13 protein-coding genes are annotated in these 15,281 nt (G+C 52.1%); 10 read left to right on the top strand and 3 right to left on the bottom strand.

Annotated features, from left to right (window positions below):
* Positions 1-224: 224 nt before the first annotated feature.
* The 4 genes from CU041_RS17735 to CU041_RS17720 all read left to right on the top strand — a co-directional run bounded on the left by CU041_RS17735 (position 225) and on the right by CU041_RS17720 (position 5,417).
* Positions 225-1,493 carry an imelysin family protein gene (locus CU041_RS17735; protein ID WP_068517129.1) on the top strand — a complete coding sequence of 423 codons (1,269 nt, stop codon included), beginning with the start codon at positions 225-227 and terminating at the stop codon, positions 1,491-1,493.
* Positions 1,494-1,589: 96 nt separating this feature from the next.
* On the top strand, positions 1,590-3,053 hold the full coding sequence (locus tag CU041_RS17730) for a di-heme oxidoreductase family protein (RefSeq protein ID WP_101247900.1): 1,464 nt from the start codon (positions 1,590-1,592) through the stop codon (positions 3,051-3,053).
* A 62-nt stretch (positions 3,054-3,115) separates the two neighbouring features.
* On the top strand, positions 3,116-4,243 hold the full coding sequence (locus CU041_RS17725; RefSeq protein WP_101247899.1) for an imelysin family protein: 1,128 nt from the start codon (positions 3,116-3,118) through the stop codon (positions 4,241-4,243).
* 34 nt (positions 4,244-4,277) lie between these two features.
* Positions 4,278-5,417, top strand: coding sequence for a DUF1513 domain-containing protein (locus CU041_RS17720; protein WP_101247898.1), 1,140 nt, complete (start codon positions 4,278-4,280; stop codon positions 5,415-5,417).
* 363 nt (positions 5,418-5,780) lie between these two features.
* Here the strand turns inward: CU041_RS17720 and CU041_RS17715 are convergent, their stop codons facing one another.
* Together CU041_RS17715 and CU041_RS17710 are read right to left on the bottom strand one after the other, a co-directional pair.
* Positions 5,781-8,237 carry a heavy metal translocating P-type ATPase gene (locus CU041_RS17715; RefSeq protein ID WP_101247897.1) on the bottom strand — a complete coding sequence of 819 codons (2,457 nt, stop codon included), beginning with the start codon at positions 8,235-8,237 and terminating at the stop codon, positions 5,781-5,783.
* Positions 8,238-8,413: 176 nt separating this feature from the next.
* Positions 8,414-8,884: an ArsR/SmtB family transcription factor gene (locus CU041_RS17710; protein ID WP_101247942.1), complete on the bottom strand. Its 471-nt coding sequence runs from the start codon at positions 8,882-8,884 to the stop codon at positions 8,414-8,416.
* Positions 8,885-9,160: 276 nt separating this feature from the next.
* Here CU041_RS17710 and CU041_RS17705 point away from each other — a divergent pair, with 276 nt between their 5' ends.
* From CU041_RS17705 to CU041_RS17675, 6 genes are all read left to right on the top strand, one after another.
* Positions 9,161-9,730 (top strand): DUF2975 domain-containing protein, encoded by a 570-nt coding sequence (locus CU041_RS17705; RefSeq protein WP_233433165.1) that lies wholly within the window; start codon positions 9,161-9,163, stop codon positions 9,728-9,730.
* Positions 9,730-9,939 (top strand): helix-turn-helix domain-containing protein, encoded by a 210-nt coding sequence (locus CU041_RS17700; RefSeq protein WP_068517123.1) that lies wholly within the window; start codon positions 9,730-9,732, stop codon positions 9,937-9,939. The genes CU041_RS17705 and CU041_RS17700 overlap by 1 nt, the downstream gene beginning before the upstream one ends.
* A gap of 79 nt (positions 9,940-10,018) precedes the next feature.
* A complete protein-coding gene (locus CU041_RS17695) occupies positions 10,019-10,438 on the top strand; it encodes an MAPEG family protein (RefSeq protein ID WP_101247895.1) in 420 nt (139 codons plus the stop codon).
* Positions 10,439-10,750: 312 nt separating this feature from the next.
* On the top strand, positions 10,751-11,209 hold the full coding sequence (locus CU041_RS17690) for a GNAT family N-acetyltransferase (RefSeq protein WP_101247894.1): 459 nt from the start codon (positions 10,751-10,753) through the stop codon (positions 11,207-11,209).
* A 484-nt stretch (positions 11,210-11,693) separates the two neighbouring features.
* Entirely contained in the window at positions 11,694-12,737 is a 1,044-nt protein-coding gene (pseI, locus tag CU041_RS17680; protein WP_101247892.1) for a pseudaminic acid synthase, read from the top strand.
* Between the two features lie 263 nt (positions 12,738-13,000).
* Positions 13,001-13,753: an SDR family NAD(P)-dependent oxidoreductase gene (locus tag CU041_RS17675; RefSeq protein WP_101247891.1), complete on the top strand. Its 753-nt coding sequence runs from the start codon at positions 13,001-13,003 to the stop codon at positions 13,751-13,753.
* Between the two features lie 292 nt (positions 13,754-14,045).
* Here CU041_RS17675 and CU041_RS17670 read toward each other — a convergent pair whose 3' ends face one another.
* Positions 14,046-15,074: a class I SAM-dependent methyltransferase gene (locus tag CU041_RS17670; protein ID WP_101247890.1), complete on the bottom strand. Its 1,029-nt coding sequence runs from the start codon at positions 15,072-15,074 to the stop codon at positions 14,046-14,048.
* Between the last annotated feature and the right edge of the window lie 207 nt (positions 15,075-15,281).

The raw sequence follows: 15,281 nt of genomic DNA, 5'->3' as shown, positions 1-15,281 counted from the left end.
GAACAGATCAAATTGCGGTTACCACATTCAAAAAACGTGAAAATTTGGCAACAAAACCATTCTCTAATTGAAAATCATTATCACAAGCAGTATCACTTAAACGGAAGCATAGGGATCAGGGTGACTATCGGGGAGCAAATTTCTTCATTTGCGCAAGATGTTTTGCCGCTCTGATCCGCGGGGCATTGCCCTTGGCTCACTTTCAGGGATAGATGGGAACTCCTATGAAAATCGCAAAAATTCTCGGGACGGCCGCATTGGTGTCGACCCTTGGTGTGCAGGCATATGCCGCACCGGGCGCCAAAGACGTTCTGACGACCTATGCCGACATCGCGCATGCCGGTTACGAAGATTCACTGATCACTGCCAAAGAACTTCAGGCTGCTATTGATGCACTGGTTGCACAGCCGTCGGCAGAGACTTTTGGTGCTGCGAAATCTGCCTGGTTGGCAGCACGCGCGCCTTATCAGCAGACCGAAGTATATCGCTTTGGCAATGCCATCGTTGATGACTGGGAAGGCAAAGTTAACGCATGGCCGCTTGACGAAGGCCTGATCGACTATGTCGAAACCGGTCTTTATGGCGAAGAAAGCGAAGAAAACCCGGCATACACCGCCAATGTGGTCGCCAACCCGACCCTGGTGATTTCCGGTGAAACCATTGATGCATCGACCATTGATGCTGCTTTGCTTGAAAGCCTGCATGAAATTGACGACGTTGAATCCAACGTTGCCACCGGCTACCACGCGATTGAATTCCTGCTTTGGGGTCAGGACCTGAATGGAACGGGTGCTGGTGCAGGTGCACGTGAATGGACCGACTATGCGGCTGGCGATGCATGCACCAACGGCAATTGCGACCGTCGCGGTGCGTATCTCAAGGCGGCTGGCGATCTTTTGGTATCCGACCTTGAATGGATCACGGCACAGTGGGCCGAAGGCGGCGAAGCACGCGAAACCGTTCTTGAAGGTGATGGCGTTCCGGGTCTGACCGCAATCGTCACCGGCATGGGTTCGCTGTCCTATGGCGAACTGGGCGGCGAACGCACCAAGCTTGGCCTGCTGCTTCATGATCCGGAAGAAGAACATGATTGCTTCTCCGACAACACCCATAACAGCCACTACTATGACGCGCTGGGCATCCAGAACGTTTATCTTGGCCGTTACACCCGTGTTGACGGTTCGGTCGTTGAAGGCCCGTCGCTTTCCGATCTTGTTGCAGCAAAAGACGCAGCCCTTGATACCGAACTGCGTGGCAAGCTTGCAACGTCGGTTCTGGCCGGCAAGGCGATGGTTACCCGCGCACAGGGCGGCGAACATTTCGACCAGCTGATTGCCATGGGCAATGACGAAGGCAACGCTGTTGTCCAGACCTTTGTCGATGCCCTGGTTGACCAGACCAAGTCGATCGAGCAGATCATTGCCGCTGTCGGCATTGACGGCATCGAGTTCGAAGGTTCCGACAGCCTCGACAATCCGTCTGCAGTCAACTAAGCCTTTTTACGGCACCTGCCTTGAAGGCATTGAACGGCGGGGGATGTGTCTCCCGCCGTTTTGCTTTTTATAATAATGACAAGAACCGAACCCGCCATGAAACGTCCCGCTTTTGCCCTGCGCTATATTCTGTCATCCGGTCTTGTAATGGCCAGTTTGATGGCACCGTTGATTCCTGCCCGTGCTGACGATCTGTCTGCATCGGCCCTGCCCGGCGGGGACGCTACATGGCCCAACGCAGATGGCCGGAATGTTTTCACCCATTATTCGGCCAATATGACCTTTGAAAAGCGGCTTGATTTCAAGCTTGGCGAGGCCCTTTTTCAAAGGCTTTGGGTGACTGCCCCGACCCGAACAAAAACCGCCGACGGGCTTGGCCCGCTGTTTAATTCGCGTGCTTGCAGTGGATGCCATATCCGCAATGGTCGCGGCCATCCGGTTGATGAAAATGCCCCGGGTGACGGCGCGACTTCAATGTTACTGCGCCTGTCGATCCCGCCGCAAACCGCCGATCAGTTGCGCGACCATCTGGATGGCAAGATCGCAACCATTCCCGATCCGGTTTATGGCGGACAGTTTCAGGACTTTTCAATCCCGGGCATCAAGGCCGAAGGCCGTGTAAAGGTTACCTACCAGCCCCAAGACGTCAGCCTGGCCGGGGGTGAAGTCGTTACCCTGCAAAAACCCGATTACCAGATGACCGAACTGGCCTATGGGCCGCTTCATCCCGATGTTATGGTTTCTCCGCGCCTCGCACCGCCGATGATCGGTCTTGGCCTGCTTGAAGCCATCCCCGACGATGTGTTGCTGGCGGCGGCCGATCCCCAGGATCGTGACGGCGATGGCATTTCGGGCCGGGTCAATCATGTCTGGGATATTGCCCGCGGAAAGCTGGCAATTGGTCGATTTGGCTGGAAGGCCGGGATGCCGACACTTGATCAGCAAAACCAGAATGCCTTTCAGTTTGATATCGGTCTGTCGACCCCGCTTTATCCCAACGGATCGGGCGATTGCACCGAAACACAGAAAAATTGCCTGACCGCGCCGGATGGCAATGACCCGGAATTCGAAAATCTCGAAGCCCATTCGCAGGTCACTGACCTTGTTTTGTATTATACGCGCAACATCGCCCCGCCTGCGCGCCCGGATGCCCATGATGCCGATGTCGTTGCCGGGCAGCAGATTTTCACTTCAATCGGTTGCGCATCCTGCCATACGCCGCGCTATCAATTGCCTGAACGCCCCGACATGGCCGAGCAATCCGGACAGGTGATCTGGCCCTATAGCGATCTGTTGCTGCATGACATGGGCGAAGGACTTGCCGATCATCGCCCCGAAGCACAGGCATCGGGACGCGAATGGCGCACCCCGCCGCTTTGGGGAATTGGACGGGCAAAACAGATTGATCCGCGCGCGCAATTCTTGCATGACGGGCGGGCACGTACCATTCTTGAAGCCGTACTTTGGCATGGTGGCGAAGCCGAAGCTGCGCGCAATTCTGTCACATTGCTGCCACCATCTGAGCGCAGGAAACTGCTTGCATTTCTCAAGTCACTTTGAGCCTGGCATGGGTTACCCCGGCGCCAAGCCCTTCTGATCAAGTGAATATTCGGAAAAGACATATGCTCCTGAAATCATGTTCGCGTCTTATGCTTCTTTCAACCACCGCCGCAATTGCGATTGGTTTTGCAGCCCCGAACGCACATGCCGATATCCCGGATGAAAATTACCGGCCGGTTCTGAACCATCTTCTTAATGAAGTCATGCCGCCGAAACTTGATGACTTTCACAAAGCCAATGCGCAACTCAGCACGTCGATCACGGATTTCTGCGCCGATCCGGATGCCGATGACCTGAAAGATGTTCAGGAAGATTTCCATCAGGCAATGGATATCTGGCAGGAAATCCAGCCATGGCGCATGGGACCGATGGTTGCCAATGGCCGCGATCAGCATATCGAATATTGGCCAGACAAGCACGGCACCGCCGCCCGCCAGTTCCGGAAATTGCTGTTTAGCAAACCGGCAGGCTATACTGATCCCGAACAGCTGTCAGAAGCCAGCGCCGCCCTTCAGGGGTTCCCGGCACTTGAAGAAGTTCTGTTTGATCCCAAAAACACCGCCCACATGACAAGCAGCGACGAAGACGGCGTGTACCTTTGCCAGTACGGGGCTGCCATTGCCACCAATCTTGAAACGATTGCCGGGGAATTGCGCGACGAATGGCCGGAATTTGCCGATGCCATGGCGACAGCCGGCCCCGACAGCATGGATTACCCCACCGCCAAATTTGCCGCGACCGATCTTTATCGCGCCCTACATGAAGGTATCCTGATCATATCGGCCCAGAAACTTGGCAAACCGCTTGGCGATAACAAGCAGGACGCCAAGGCCAGCCGCGCAGAAAGCGAAGTATCGAAACGATCACTTCGCAACATCGCCCATAACCTGACCGGTCTGTTTGCGATCTATGATGGCAAATGGGGCGATGTCGGCAGCGAAGGAACCGGTTTGGCTGCCCTGATTGACAGCAGCCTTCTGGATCGTTCGTTCCGACTGAACTGGCAAACCGTGGTCGACGCGCTTGATGGTCTTCCTGCCTCGGTCGAGGACCTTCTGGCCCAGCCTGACGGGTATGACAAGCTCGCGGAATTCAAATCCCAGATCGATTTTCTGACCACTCTTGTTGAAAACGATATTGGCGGCAATACCCAGCTTGGCGGCGGGTTCAATGCGCTTGACGGCGATTGAGCACCCCTGACCGGGCCTGAATACGGAGGATAAAGTGAGACATCAACGTCGCGAGTTTCTGAAACTCATGGGGGTTGGCGGGGCATTTACCCTGTTGCCGATTGATATCGCCCGTGCGGCCGGCACGCCGGCACCCGAAGATCGCGCGGTCTATATCTCGGCCAGTGCCGGGGATGCCGATGATTATTATGTCAGCGCGTTCAACGCATCGGGCAAGATCCTGTTTGAACAGGCCCTGCCGGGACGCGGACATGATATCGGCCTTCGCCCCAATCATGTTGATGTCGCAGCCGTTGAACGCCGCCCCGGCCTTTACGGGCTGATCCTTGACCGTCATACCGGCGATGTCCGTGCCAAACTGCATTGTCCGGAAGACCGCCGGTTTTATGGACATGCCATTTATTCCAATGACGGGCGGTTTCTTTATATCACCGAGAATGACTTTGATCATGCGCGCGGTGTTGTGTCGGTCTGGGATGCCGAGGATGGTTATCGCCGGGTCGCGGAATTTGACAGCTTTGGCACCGGGCCGCATGAATTGCATCTGATGCCCGGCGGTGAACATCTGGTGATTGCCAATGGCGGGCTGCATACCCATCCCGACTTTGACGGGCGCACGGCCCTTAATATCGATTCGATGGAACCCAATCTGTCGATCATTGATCGACGGACCGGCAAACTGATCCATCAGGCGTCGCTGAAACATGACTGGCATCAGCTTTCCATCCGTCATCTTGATGTCGCGGCCAATGGCACCATTGCCGCCGGTTTCCAGTATCAGGGCGAGATCAATGATCAGGTGCCGCTTGTCGGTATATGGCAACCGGGCAAGGAAATCCGCCCGATCGAAGCCCCCGACAATGTCCAGTACCGCATGCGCCAATATTGCGGATCGGTGCGCTTTGATGCATCGGGCCAGGTATTTGGCATTTCGTGCCCGCGCGGCGGACTTGTGACATTCTGGGATGCAAAGACAAATGGATTCCTGACCCATATCGCAGCCCCGGACGGATGCGGGCTTGCCGCAACCGATCGCCCGGGTGAATTCGTCGGCACCAGCGGCCTTGGCAATGGCTGGCGACTTGATGCGATTCGCCGAAAACGCGTGGAACTTCCCGACGATTCTCATAAATCGCTGCATTGGGATAACCATTTGCGGCGTATTACGGCGTAAACGCATCCCGAATGAATATTGATAAAACCCGCACAAATGCTGCGGGTTTTATCGTTTTAGCCCCATAGAAACCGCAGAAAACCGGCAGATTAACCGACTGTTTTGGTCGGGCTATTTAAATAAGACAATTATCAACTAAAAATTTTACGCAAATGAGAACGATTTTCACTTGCGCAATGTTTTTCCCTCACCTATAACAGGTCTCGACACAGCCCGCGAATGCAACCCATTCGCATTTGTCCCCAAAACGGCTTGTCTCTCACCTACGGGTCCTCTCTCCCCGTAGGCCTCTCAAGGTGGAATAGCGGTGGTTATCGATGCGGGAAACGATAACCGCCGCTTTCTCTTTTCGGGACCTTTTTCCTATCGCGCGGTGCGCAGGGCGATCAGAAGACGCAGGCTGTTGATGGTCACAAGGACCGTTGCACCTGTATCGGCAAGAACAGCCAGCCACAAGCCGGTCAAGCCGGTGATCGACGTCACCAGAAAGACGGCCTTGAGGCCAAGTGCAATCGTGATGTTTTCACGGATCACCCGACGCGCCGCACGCGACAGTTTGACCAGATTGACGACATCCCCAAGGCGATCCTTGACCGCGACCGCATCGGCGGCCTCAAGCGCGATATCGGTGCCGCCACCAATGGCAATACCGACATCCGCGGCCTTAAGAGCGGGTGCGTCATTAATGCCATCGCCAACCATCGCAACCGGGCCGGAACGTTTCGGATCACCCCGAAGGGCCGTCAGGGCATCAAGCTTGTCTTCGGGCATCAGTTCGGCGCGATAATCCATGCCAAGATCGGCTGCCATGCGTTTGGCAACAGGGGTGGCGTCGCCTGTCAGCATCACCGGGGTAATGTTAAGCCTGTTAAGTTCGGCAAGGGCGGCCTTCGCATCGGCGCGCGCCACATCACGCAGTGCCAATGCACCGATGATTTGGCCGTTTTTAAGGATGACAACCGCTGTGCTGCCGTCTTCTTCCTGTGCGGTCAGCCAGCCCGTCATTTCGCCATTCGGCGTGATGCCAAGCCGGGTGGCCGCCCCCACCTGATAGGTCACACCATCAATTTTGCCTTCGACACCGGCACCGGCGATGGTTTTGGCATCTTCGATCACCGGCAATTCAAGGTTCCGGTTTTCCGCCGCCGCCACAACGGCACGGGCCAACGGATGGGACGTCACGGTTTCAAGCGCCGCGGCAATGGTCAGAAGGCCGTTTTCGCCATAGCCATCCGTGGTTTTGATCGCAGCAACTTTCGGCCTTCCTTCGGTCAGGGTGCCGGTTTTGTCAAACGCCATGGTGCGTACCGCCCCGATGAGCTCCAACCCGGCTCCGCCCTTAACCAGAAGGCCGATCCTGGTGGCACGTGCCAGGGCCGATGTCACAGCAGCCGGTGTTGAAATCACCAGCGCACAGGGGCAGCCGATCAAAAGCAATGCCAAGCCGCGATAGATCCATTCTTCCCAGCCCTGCCCGAACAGAACCGGCGGGATGATAACGGTCGCGGCGGCAAGCGCCATGATGATCGGTGTATAGATACGGGCAAATTTTGCCACAAACCGTTCGACCGGTGCCTTGTGCTTTTCGCTTTGTTCGACCAGCTCGATCACGCGATCAAGCATGGTCTGCCCGGCAGCACGGGTAACCGTGATCCGCACCGGGCTGTCTGTGACAATCGCACCGGCAAAGACGTCATCGCCCGCCTTGCAATAGACCGGAACAGATTCCCCTGTCAGATGGCTGTTATCAATATCAGCCGCCCCCGATGCAACCACACCATCGGCCGGGACCCGTTCCCCGGGGCGGACTTCAACAAGGTCGTTCAATGCAAGTTCTGCTGGTGAAACGGTCTGCACGCCATCGCCGGTTATGCGCCGCGCCTGTTCGGGGGCCAGCTTCATCAGGGCCTTGACCCCGCTTCGTGCGCGACCGGCCGCAACACCTTCAAGCCGTTCGCCAATCGCAAACAGCAGCACGACCATACCGGCCTCAAGACTTTCGCCTATCGCCACCGCCCCGATGACGGCAACCGACATCAGAAGTTCGATCGAGAAAATCGCGCCGCTTTGTGCCAGTCGCATCGCTTTTTTCATTACCGGCACGGCAGCCAGAACCGATGCAACAGACATGGCATAAGACCCGAATGACGGGATAATCACCCCCGCCAGACCGCCCAGCGCCAGACAAATGGCCGCAAAGGCAATTTCATCATTTTCAGACGACCAGGGTACAAACCGCCGTTTGATACCGGTACCGGCATCAGCATCAACATCCGCAACTTTTGCGGTCGCGTCGTGACTGTGACTGTGACTGCGACTGGTCGAATTGGGGGCGCCATCCTGCGTGCATGCGTCACCGGCACAACAGGATGTATTGCGCTGGGTGCGCGTCATGCCCGGTGTCGTTTTCTCGCGGGCCGGATAGCCCAGCTTGTTCAGTAACGAAGTAACCGCGGCGCGATCAGATTGGTGATCATCAACAATGCCAAGAGTAACGGTTTCGCGCAACATCGAGACATCGACACAGGACACGCCATCCATTTTGCCAAGGGCGGCTTCGATCTTGGCAACACAGGATCCGCAATCCATGCCCGACACCTGCCAATGGTAATGGCGTTTGGCATCAGCCTGACGGGCAAGAATGTCCCGCAAGGTGGCGTCTTCATCCGCACTGATCGGTGATGATGTTGATATGCCCTGCCCATCCCCGGAAATACCACGCCCCGGAATGGCCCGCGAAAGAACATTAATCAATGATGCGCGGCACTGCGCACAGTCACCAATTGCCGGAAGGTCTTCCCATTTTGCGACGAAGGACATTCATCACCTCATAAAATCAAATTTTCATTCATATGTTATATTCAAACTATGCTTCATATATTTATCTGTCAAGAACATTCAAATACGGATTTGAATGTTTGGAAATGCCATGCCTGACCGGCCGGTCACCTGCCCGGCAACCATTCTTCAAGCAGCTGAATTAAAACAAAGTCAGATCAGTCGTGCGTCACATGCGCAAAGACATCACGCACCACGCGCGAAATATGTTCATCATCGATCTGATAGAAAATATGCCGTCCGCGGCGCTCGGATGCCAAAATCCGCTGATCGCGCAAATGGCGCAAATGATGGCTGCAAAGCGACTGCGACATGTTGGTCGCATCGGCCAGCTCACTGACGGTCTGCGGGCGTTCCATACACCGCAAAACCAGCTGCAACCGCCCGGCATCCCCCAAAAGCGCAAAGATCTTTGCCGCGGCCTCGATATGGGGCAGCGACAGGTTCGCCCCCACAGCACGTGACGCATCGCGCGTGACGGCTTCACCCTGTTCGGTGCTCAGACCAAGACGGGCTGCCGTATCGCATTCCTGGCAATCTGTTTCGGTTGGCGACGACATGGCCTTACTGACCGGGGCTTTGCCAACCGGGGATTTGGCGATCGGGGATTTGGTTTTGCTTTCTGACATGCCCCTATTTTCCATGACAGCCGATCCAAGGCAAGGGGAACTGAACCAAAACACCGTGATACGATCCACGACAGCGCCGATTTCCAATTGCCCCGGCCCCTGCCCGGTTGAAAAAATCACAAGGGAACGCCCGACACCGCAAGTTCGACACCCGCGACCTGCGCCGATACCCCACAGCGATCGGTCAATTTCGTATTGACTCATTTCGACAATTTATTCATGTTTTACATTAATTATATAAATCGATTCGTGAATATCCCTGACAGGAGCCCCACCATGTCCACCCCATCCACGTCACATGCCATGAAGCCCGATACCCTTAAAAATGTTCGCAGGCTCAGCACCCTGCTTTATTGGGGATGTGCGGTTGCGATCGTTGTTCAGTTTCTTGCCATTCCAATGGTCTGGTATCTGCCGGGATGGGTCGAAGCCAGCACCAGCCAGATGACGGTCAGCCTTGCGGAATTGCACGCGCTTTCGGGATGGCAGAAATATGCCACCATGCTGGTAATGATGATCCCGTCATTGATCATGGCCTATGGGCTGCTTCACCTGCGCAAGATGTTCGGGGCCTTTGCCCATAACGCGATTTTCCAGCCTGAAACGATCCGTCATCTTAAACTGTTTGGCGTCGCGCTTCTGGTACAAACACTGGCCAAACCGCTGACCGGGGCTGTGACATCGGTATTGGCGACCTTCCACCGCCCGGCCGGTGAACGGATGCTGTCCATTGGCCTTGGCAATGCCGAGGCCAGCACGCTTTTCCTTGGCGCGCTGATTATCGTGATTGCCTGGGTGCTTGGCGAAGCGGCACGGATTGATGATGAAAACCGGAGCTTCGTCTGATGGGGATTGTTGTCCGACTTGACGTGATGCTGGCCACCCGCAAAATGAAATCCAAGGATCTTGCCGCCCGGATCGGAATCAGCGAACAGAACCTGTCGCTTTTGAAATCGGGCAAGGTGCGCGGCGTACGCTTTGAAACCCTGGCTGCGATCTGCAAGGAACTGGACTGCCAGCCCGGTGATCTGCTTGAATTTGTTGCGGATGACTGACTTCCGGCGCCAGACTAGCTGATCCGGAATGCCTGCAATTAACGTAAAGCCAACATTCTCATAACTTTACGGGTGCCCTGTGACATACGAGCTTTTCATTCTGCTGTTAAATGCCCTGCTGTGCCTGGCCTTTCCGTGGGCCTACAATTACGCCTATGCCAAACAACCCGGTGTTGGTGGCACACAGCTGATGGGCAATCGTGACGGCCTTCCGGAACGTGCGGGCATGGCCGCCCGCGGGTTGCGCGCACATCAGAACCATCTGGAAAACCTCGTACCGTTTGCAATCATCACTCTTGTCGCACAGGCAACCGGTGTTTCGAATACGGTCACCATCGCCTGTGCGACTGTATTTCTTCTTGCCCGTCTTGCGCATGGCGGATGGTATCTTTCCGGGATCGAACATCTCGGCCCGGTAAAAGGCGTGAGAACCATCGCCTATTTCGTCAGCCTGCTTGCCATGCTGGTCTATGCCGCACAGTTGTTTGTCCATGCCTGACACGATACCGGGTTCCGCCCGAAACGATGCAGCACTTGCCGCATCGTGATTGTTTTGCTAGCAGACAAGATAAAACAGAACCGCAGTCCGATTACTAGGTTTCCACCGTCCTAGATTTGCGTTTAAGGCTTTACCAAGTTAAGAATCATCCCGCACCGGGAAATTTTAAGCCAACATCGCAACAAGATTATTCGAGTGGTCCACCTATGGCAGCTATATTTCCACCTTAATGAGTTATCCTCACTGTCTATCTCGCGAATTAGGATAAATTTACCCCATTTCGAACATCAGTATTTTGACTGGATTCCCCGAATGCTTCACATCAAGATTAGAGAATGCCGAGCAGAAGATAGTTTAGATATTCTTTCTTGGCGGAATGATCCAACAACTCGTGCCATGTCACTAAATTCTGACCTAATAACAATTGAACAACATGAGAAATGGTTCACTCAAACATTATCAGCACCTGACAGTTTCATATTCATCGGAGAGATAGATGGCGATAAAGTCGGCATGGTCAGATTCGACAGAGTTTCGGGACAGCTCTCCGCCAAAGTCTCCATCAACCTAAACCCCAAGCATAGAGGACAACGGAAAGCAGTTCCTCTATTGAGGGCCTGTGTAGAGAAATTTAGACAGATTCATTCGCACGAGATCATTGCCGTCGTTCGGATTGACAACGCAGCAAGCAATAATACTTTCAAGTCCGCCGGCTTTCTCGAAGTTGAATCAAAACCGGAACATGGTATCTTATACTACACGCTAAATTAAATTGATAAAACTGAAACGACAGACGTAACTACATGACAAATGAAATAACGTTCACCAAAGTTGAAGGAACAGAACAACAAGTTAACGATTTGTACAATCTATTAAAAAATCGCTCCTTTAACATAAGTCACAAGTCAACACCAAGCTACGATGAACATTATGAATTTGTGATGAAAAACCCTTATATAGCTTGGTACCTTATCTATGAAAATTTTAAATGCATTGGGTCTTGCTATGTAATGGATAGCAATTGCATATCCGTATCATTGATTGATGGATCAGAAAAATTCTTAAGCACCGTACTTGACTTCATCATTCAAAACCACAGCCCTCTCAAAGAAATAAAATCTGTTAGACCACCAAATTTTTACATCAATATCCCAACAAATAATGCTCTAATGAAAGAGCAAGTAGCAAAGTTAGGCTGGACTGAAATACAGACCACCTTTTCACTTACGTAGTTTTTCGTTCATTCGAGGCAAAATTGTACAAGATTGCAAACCGAGAGCTGAGCCAATCATACCCTCCCTACATAATTGCAGAATTGTCCGCCAACCATAACGGCTCAATTGACAGAGCAAAACAAAGTATATTAGCGGCCAAGAAATCTGGAGCTCATGCTGTTAAATTGCAGACCTATACGGCCGATAGTATGACCATTGATTGTGACCGTGACGACTTTAAAATCACTGGAGGACTGTGGGATGGTTACACGCTATATCAGCTTTATACAGAGGCTCATACTCCTTATGAATGGCACGAGGAACTGTTCCGTTACGCTAGGGAAATCGGTATTACTATTTTTTCCTCTCCATTTGATGAAACAGCTATTGACTTGCTGCAGAGGCTTGATGCCCCCGCATACAAAGTTGCCTCCTTTGAGCTTAATGATCACCCGTTAATTGAAAGAATAGCCGAGACCCAAAAGCCAATCCTAATGTCGACAGGGATGGCAAGCGAAAGCGAGATTGGTGACGCCGTCGAAGTTGCCAGACGCAGCGGGATTAAGAACATCTTGTTATTTCATTGCATTAGCAGCTACCCAGCTCCTCTTGACCAATGCAACCTAAACAATATGGTCTATATTAAGAAAACGTTTAACGTCGAAGTGGGTTTGTCAGACCACACACTGACGAATACTGCGGCAATTTCTGCCGTTGCTTTGGGAGCAGTCGCGATCGAAAAACATTTCACCATGAGTCGATTGGAAAAAGGACCAGACAGCACATTCTCCCTGGAACCAGACGAGTTGTCGGCACTGGTCAATGACACACGTGACGCATGGCTCGCCTTGGGAAGAGAAGAGTTTTCTCGTCCTGACGCGGAAACAGCAAACAAAGCATTCCGTCGATCATTGTATTTCGTAAGAGACCTCCCCTCTGGGACAACTATTTCAAAAGATGATGTCCGCAGAATTCGCCCTGGATTTGGATTAGCTTCCAAGCACTACTCTGAAGTCATTGGCAAAACGGTGAAAAGAGATATCGCGCGAGGTGAACCCGTCAAATGGAGTGATTTAGAGATTTGAGCAACAAACTCTACTCAGAAATGCGAAACTAATATGCCCGTTGTCCCCCCATGTACACGGTGTGCGGTCCATTGCCTATTTCGTTAGCCTGTCTGCCATGCTGGTCTATGCCGCACAGTTGTTTCTCCATGCCTGACACAATGCCGGGTTCCACCCGAAACGATGCGGCACTTGCCGCAACGTGATTGTTTTGCCTAAATGAAGCCAATAAAGCGATGGCACCATCGTAAAAAAACCAAATGCTTCAGGAGAGGACGGAACAGATGACACAAAAGATCGCCCTGGTCACAGGGGCTGCGCGCGGGATCGGACTTGCCACCAGCAAACTGTTCATCGAACAGGGCTGGAAAGTGGCAATGATTGATCGTGACGGGGATGAACTGACACAGGCCACAAGCGCGATGACGGATGGCAAGGCATTCATCTTTGATGTTTCCGTCCCCCAACAGGTCGATCAGATGATTGACGATGTTCTTTCTGAATTCGGCCGGATTGATGCAGTCATCAACAATGCCGGGGTTGCCGATTTCCTTCCGGTCGAAGAAACCAGCTTTGCCACCTGGCGCAGGATCATGGAAACCAACCTTGATGGCGTGTTCCTGGTGTCGCAGGCAGCCATTCCGGCGCTAAAGGAAACCAAAGGCGCAATTGTCAATATCGGCTCGATCTCAGGCCTGCGTGCATCGACCCTTCGGGTGGCCTATGGTACGTCAAAGGCTGCCGTCATTCACATGACCAAACAACAGGCTGCCGAACTTGGCGAATACGGCATTCGCGCCAATTGCGTCTGCCCCGGCCCGGTCAAAACCAAACTGGCGATGGCAGTCCATTCAACCGACATCATATCAGCCTACCTTGATGCTATGCCGCTTGGCCGATATGGCACGGAAAATGAAATCGCCGAAGTCATCCTTTTCCTATGCAGTGACAAGGCAAGTTTTGTGACTGGACAAACCATCGCAACCGATGGCGGATTTGAAAGCACGGGTGTCGGCCTGCCCGCCCTTCGGAAATAGGAAAAGGAAAATGCGCTGCCTTCGAATAATCGTCATGCTGACAGCGGTTATTTCACTGTCATCCTGTCTGACATTCAATTGGCAGCGCAGCCTTCAAAGCGTGCTTTCGGGTGCGTGCAACGCGACAAGTGATTGCGGATCATCCGGACCAGTCGACTGACCAGGTAAAGACCAGCCCATCAATCAATTGAATTGATTGCAATGACATCAGGCCCGCCAAACGGAAATTGCACTAAAGTCTTTGCAACGCAGAGACTGACAAAATTACGAATTTTGCCAGTTTTGTCCCCGACTAATCCTTAACCGCAACCACATGTATTTCCGAACAAAAGTGGTTTTTGTCCAATGCGGCTTGAAGGTCATCTATCTTTGTTGCGAACCCTGCGTGAAAATAATCCAGCATCTTCTGAGAGACGTTGTTAGCCCGAAGATAAATGTTTAGATGCCGATACAAATCCATAAAGTCGGTGCCAAATCTCCATTCCCCAACAGGACGGACACCAAGTAATTCGTGCATCCTGGAAATGGATTTCTCTGTAAATAGATGGGTATGCCCACCAGAAAGCTGGCGCGGAAACACATTTTTGAAAACATTCTCACATACGACAGACAACGAAAACATCGGAACAGAATAATATAGATATTTTGCCTTACTTTCTTTGAAGGCCTCAAATAATTTATGCGGTTGGCGAAGGTGCTCTATCACCCCTATTGCAGATACAACATCCGCTCCTGTCTTGGTAACTTCTTCAAAAAAACCATCCTCTTTAACTTTTTGCAAAGGTGCGCACCCTTGGTGGCTCAGAATTTGCTGATTGCCAAAATTCACCATGACGTCACTAACATCAATTCCACTGGCCTGTTGGTTTTCCATCAATGAAGCCAAAACAAAATAACCAGCACCACATCCAACATCCAGTATTTCGCAATTCCCGTCAGGAACGACCGATAGCAAAAAATCCACCTTTGGAGCGTAAATATCTGAGACTCTATTTAAAAAATCCTCATCCAAATAATTTTTGGCATATTCTGCGCCACTATCTTCCATGTAAATTTTATCAACAAATTCTATCGTATCTTCAAAAACTCCGTTTAAATGGCCGCAATCTGTACAAAAAACATAGCTCACATTGTGAGATTGAAAATCCTCATCCCCGGGAAGTCTAGACGAACAAATCTTACACATCTCTCTCTTGGGCTGTTTCGAGTACAATTCATTCTCTTTCAAGGATTCGTTTAGATTTGACTCATTTCTTTCAAAAAAACCTGCCTTGGTCCCCAGATAAAAAGATGATGATTTTGTGTATTTTCTAATGATCATAACAAATACTTTTAAAAAAAACCTTTAAAGAAAAGAATGCAGCAGGCGATTTTTAGAGAAAGAAACGAGAGTTTCCAACGGCATTCCCCGGCAGGATCATTTACCCTAAATAATTTACTTCCGAATAAAAATCTCGCCTAAATCATGGATCAGAGCGGCTCCAACAGCGACCAATGGGTTATGATGTTTGGCAAATGACGCAACAAA

It is taken from the genome of Thalassospira povalilytica (assembly GCF_002844235.1).
GTDB classification, from domain to species: domain Bacteria; phylum Pseudomonadota; class Alphaproteobacteria; order Rhodospirillales; family Thalassospiraceae; genus Thalassospira; species Thalassospira povalilytica.
The sequence above is the reverse complement of the archived record's forward strand: the minus strand, read 5'-3'. Positions and strand labels throughout refer to the sequence as shown.

Bases quoted from the DNA above. Each gene is read 5' to 3' on its own strand.
- CU041_RS17670 (WP_101247890.1), bottom strand. From the start codon at position 15,074: ATGATCATTAGAAAATACACAAAATCATCATCTTTTTATCTGGGGACC.
- CU041_RS17730 (WP_101247900.1), top strand. From the start codon at position 1,590: ATGAAACGTCCCGCTTTTGCCCTGCGCTATATTCTGTCATCCGGTCTT.
- CU041_RS17675 (WP_101247891.1), top strand. From the start codon at position 13,001: ATGACACAAAAGATCGCCCTGGTCACAGGGGCTGCGCGCGGGATCGGA.
- CU041_RS17700 (WP_068517123.1), top strand. From the start codon at position 9,730: ATGGGGATTGTTGTCCGACTTGACGTGATGCTGGCCACCCGCAAAATG.
- CU041_RS17715 (WP_101247897.1), bottom strand. From the start codon at position 8,237: ATGTCCTTCGTCGCAAAATGGGAAGACCTTCCGGCAATTGGTGACTGT.
- CU041_RS17725 (WP_101247899.1), top strand. From the start codon at position 3,116: ATGCTCCTGAAATCATGTTCGCGTCTTATGCTTCTTTCAACCACCGCC.
- CU041_RS17705 (WP_233433165.1), top strand. From the start codon at position 9,161: ATGTCCACCCCATCCACGTCACATGCCATGAAGCCCGATACCCTTAAA.
- CU041_RS17690 (WP_101247894.1), top strand. From the start codon at position 10,751: ATGCTTCACATCAAGATTAGAGAATGCCGAGCAGAAGATAGTTTAGAT.
- CU041_RS17710 (WP_101247942.1), bottom strand. From the start codon at position 8,884: ATGTCAGAAAGCAAAACCAAATCCCCGATCGCCAAATCCCCGGTTGGC.
- CU041_RS17735 (WP_068517129.1), top strand. From the start codon at position 225: ATGAAAATCGCAAAAATTCTCGGGACGGCCGCATTGGTGTCGACCCTT.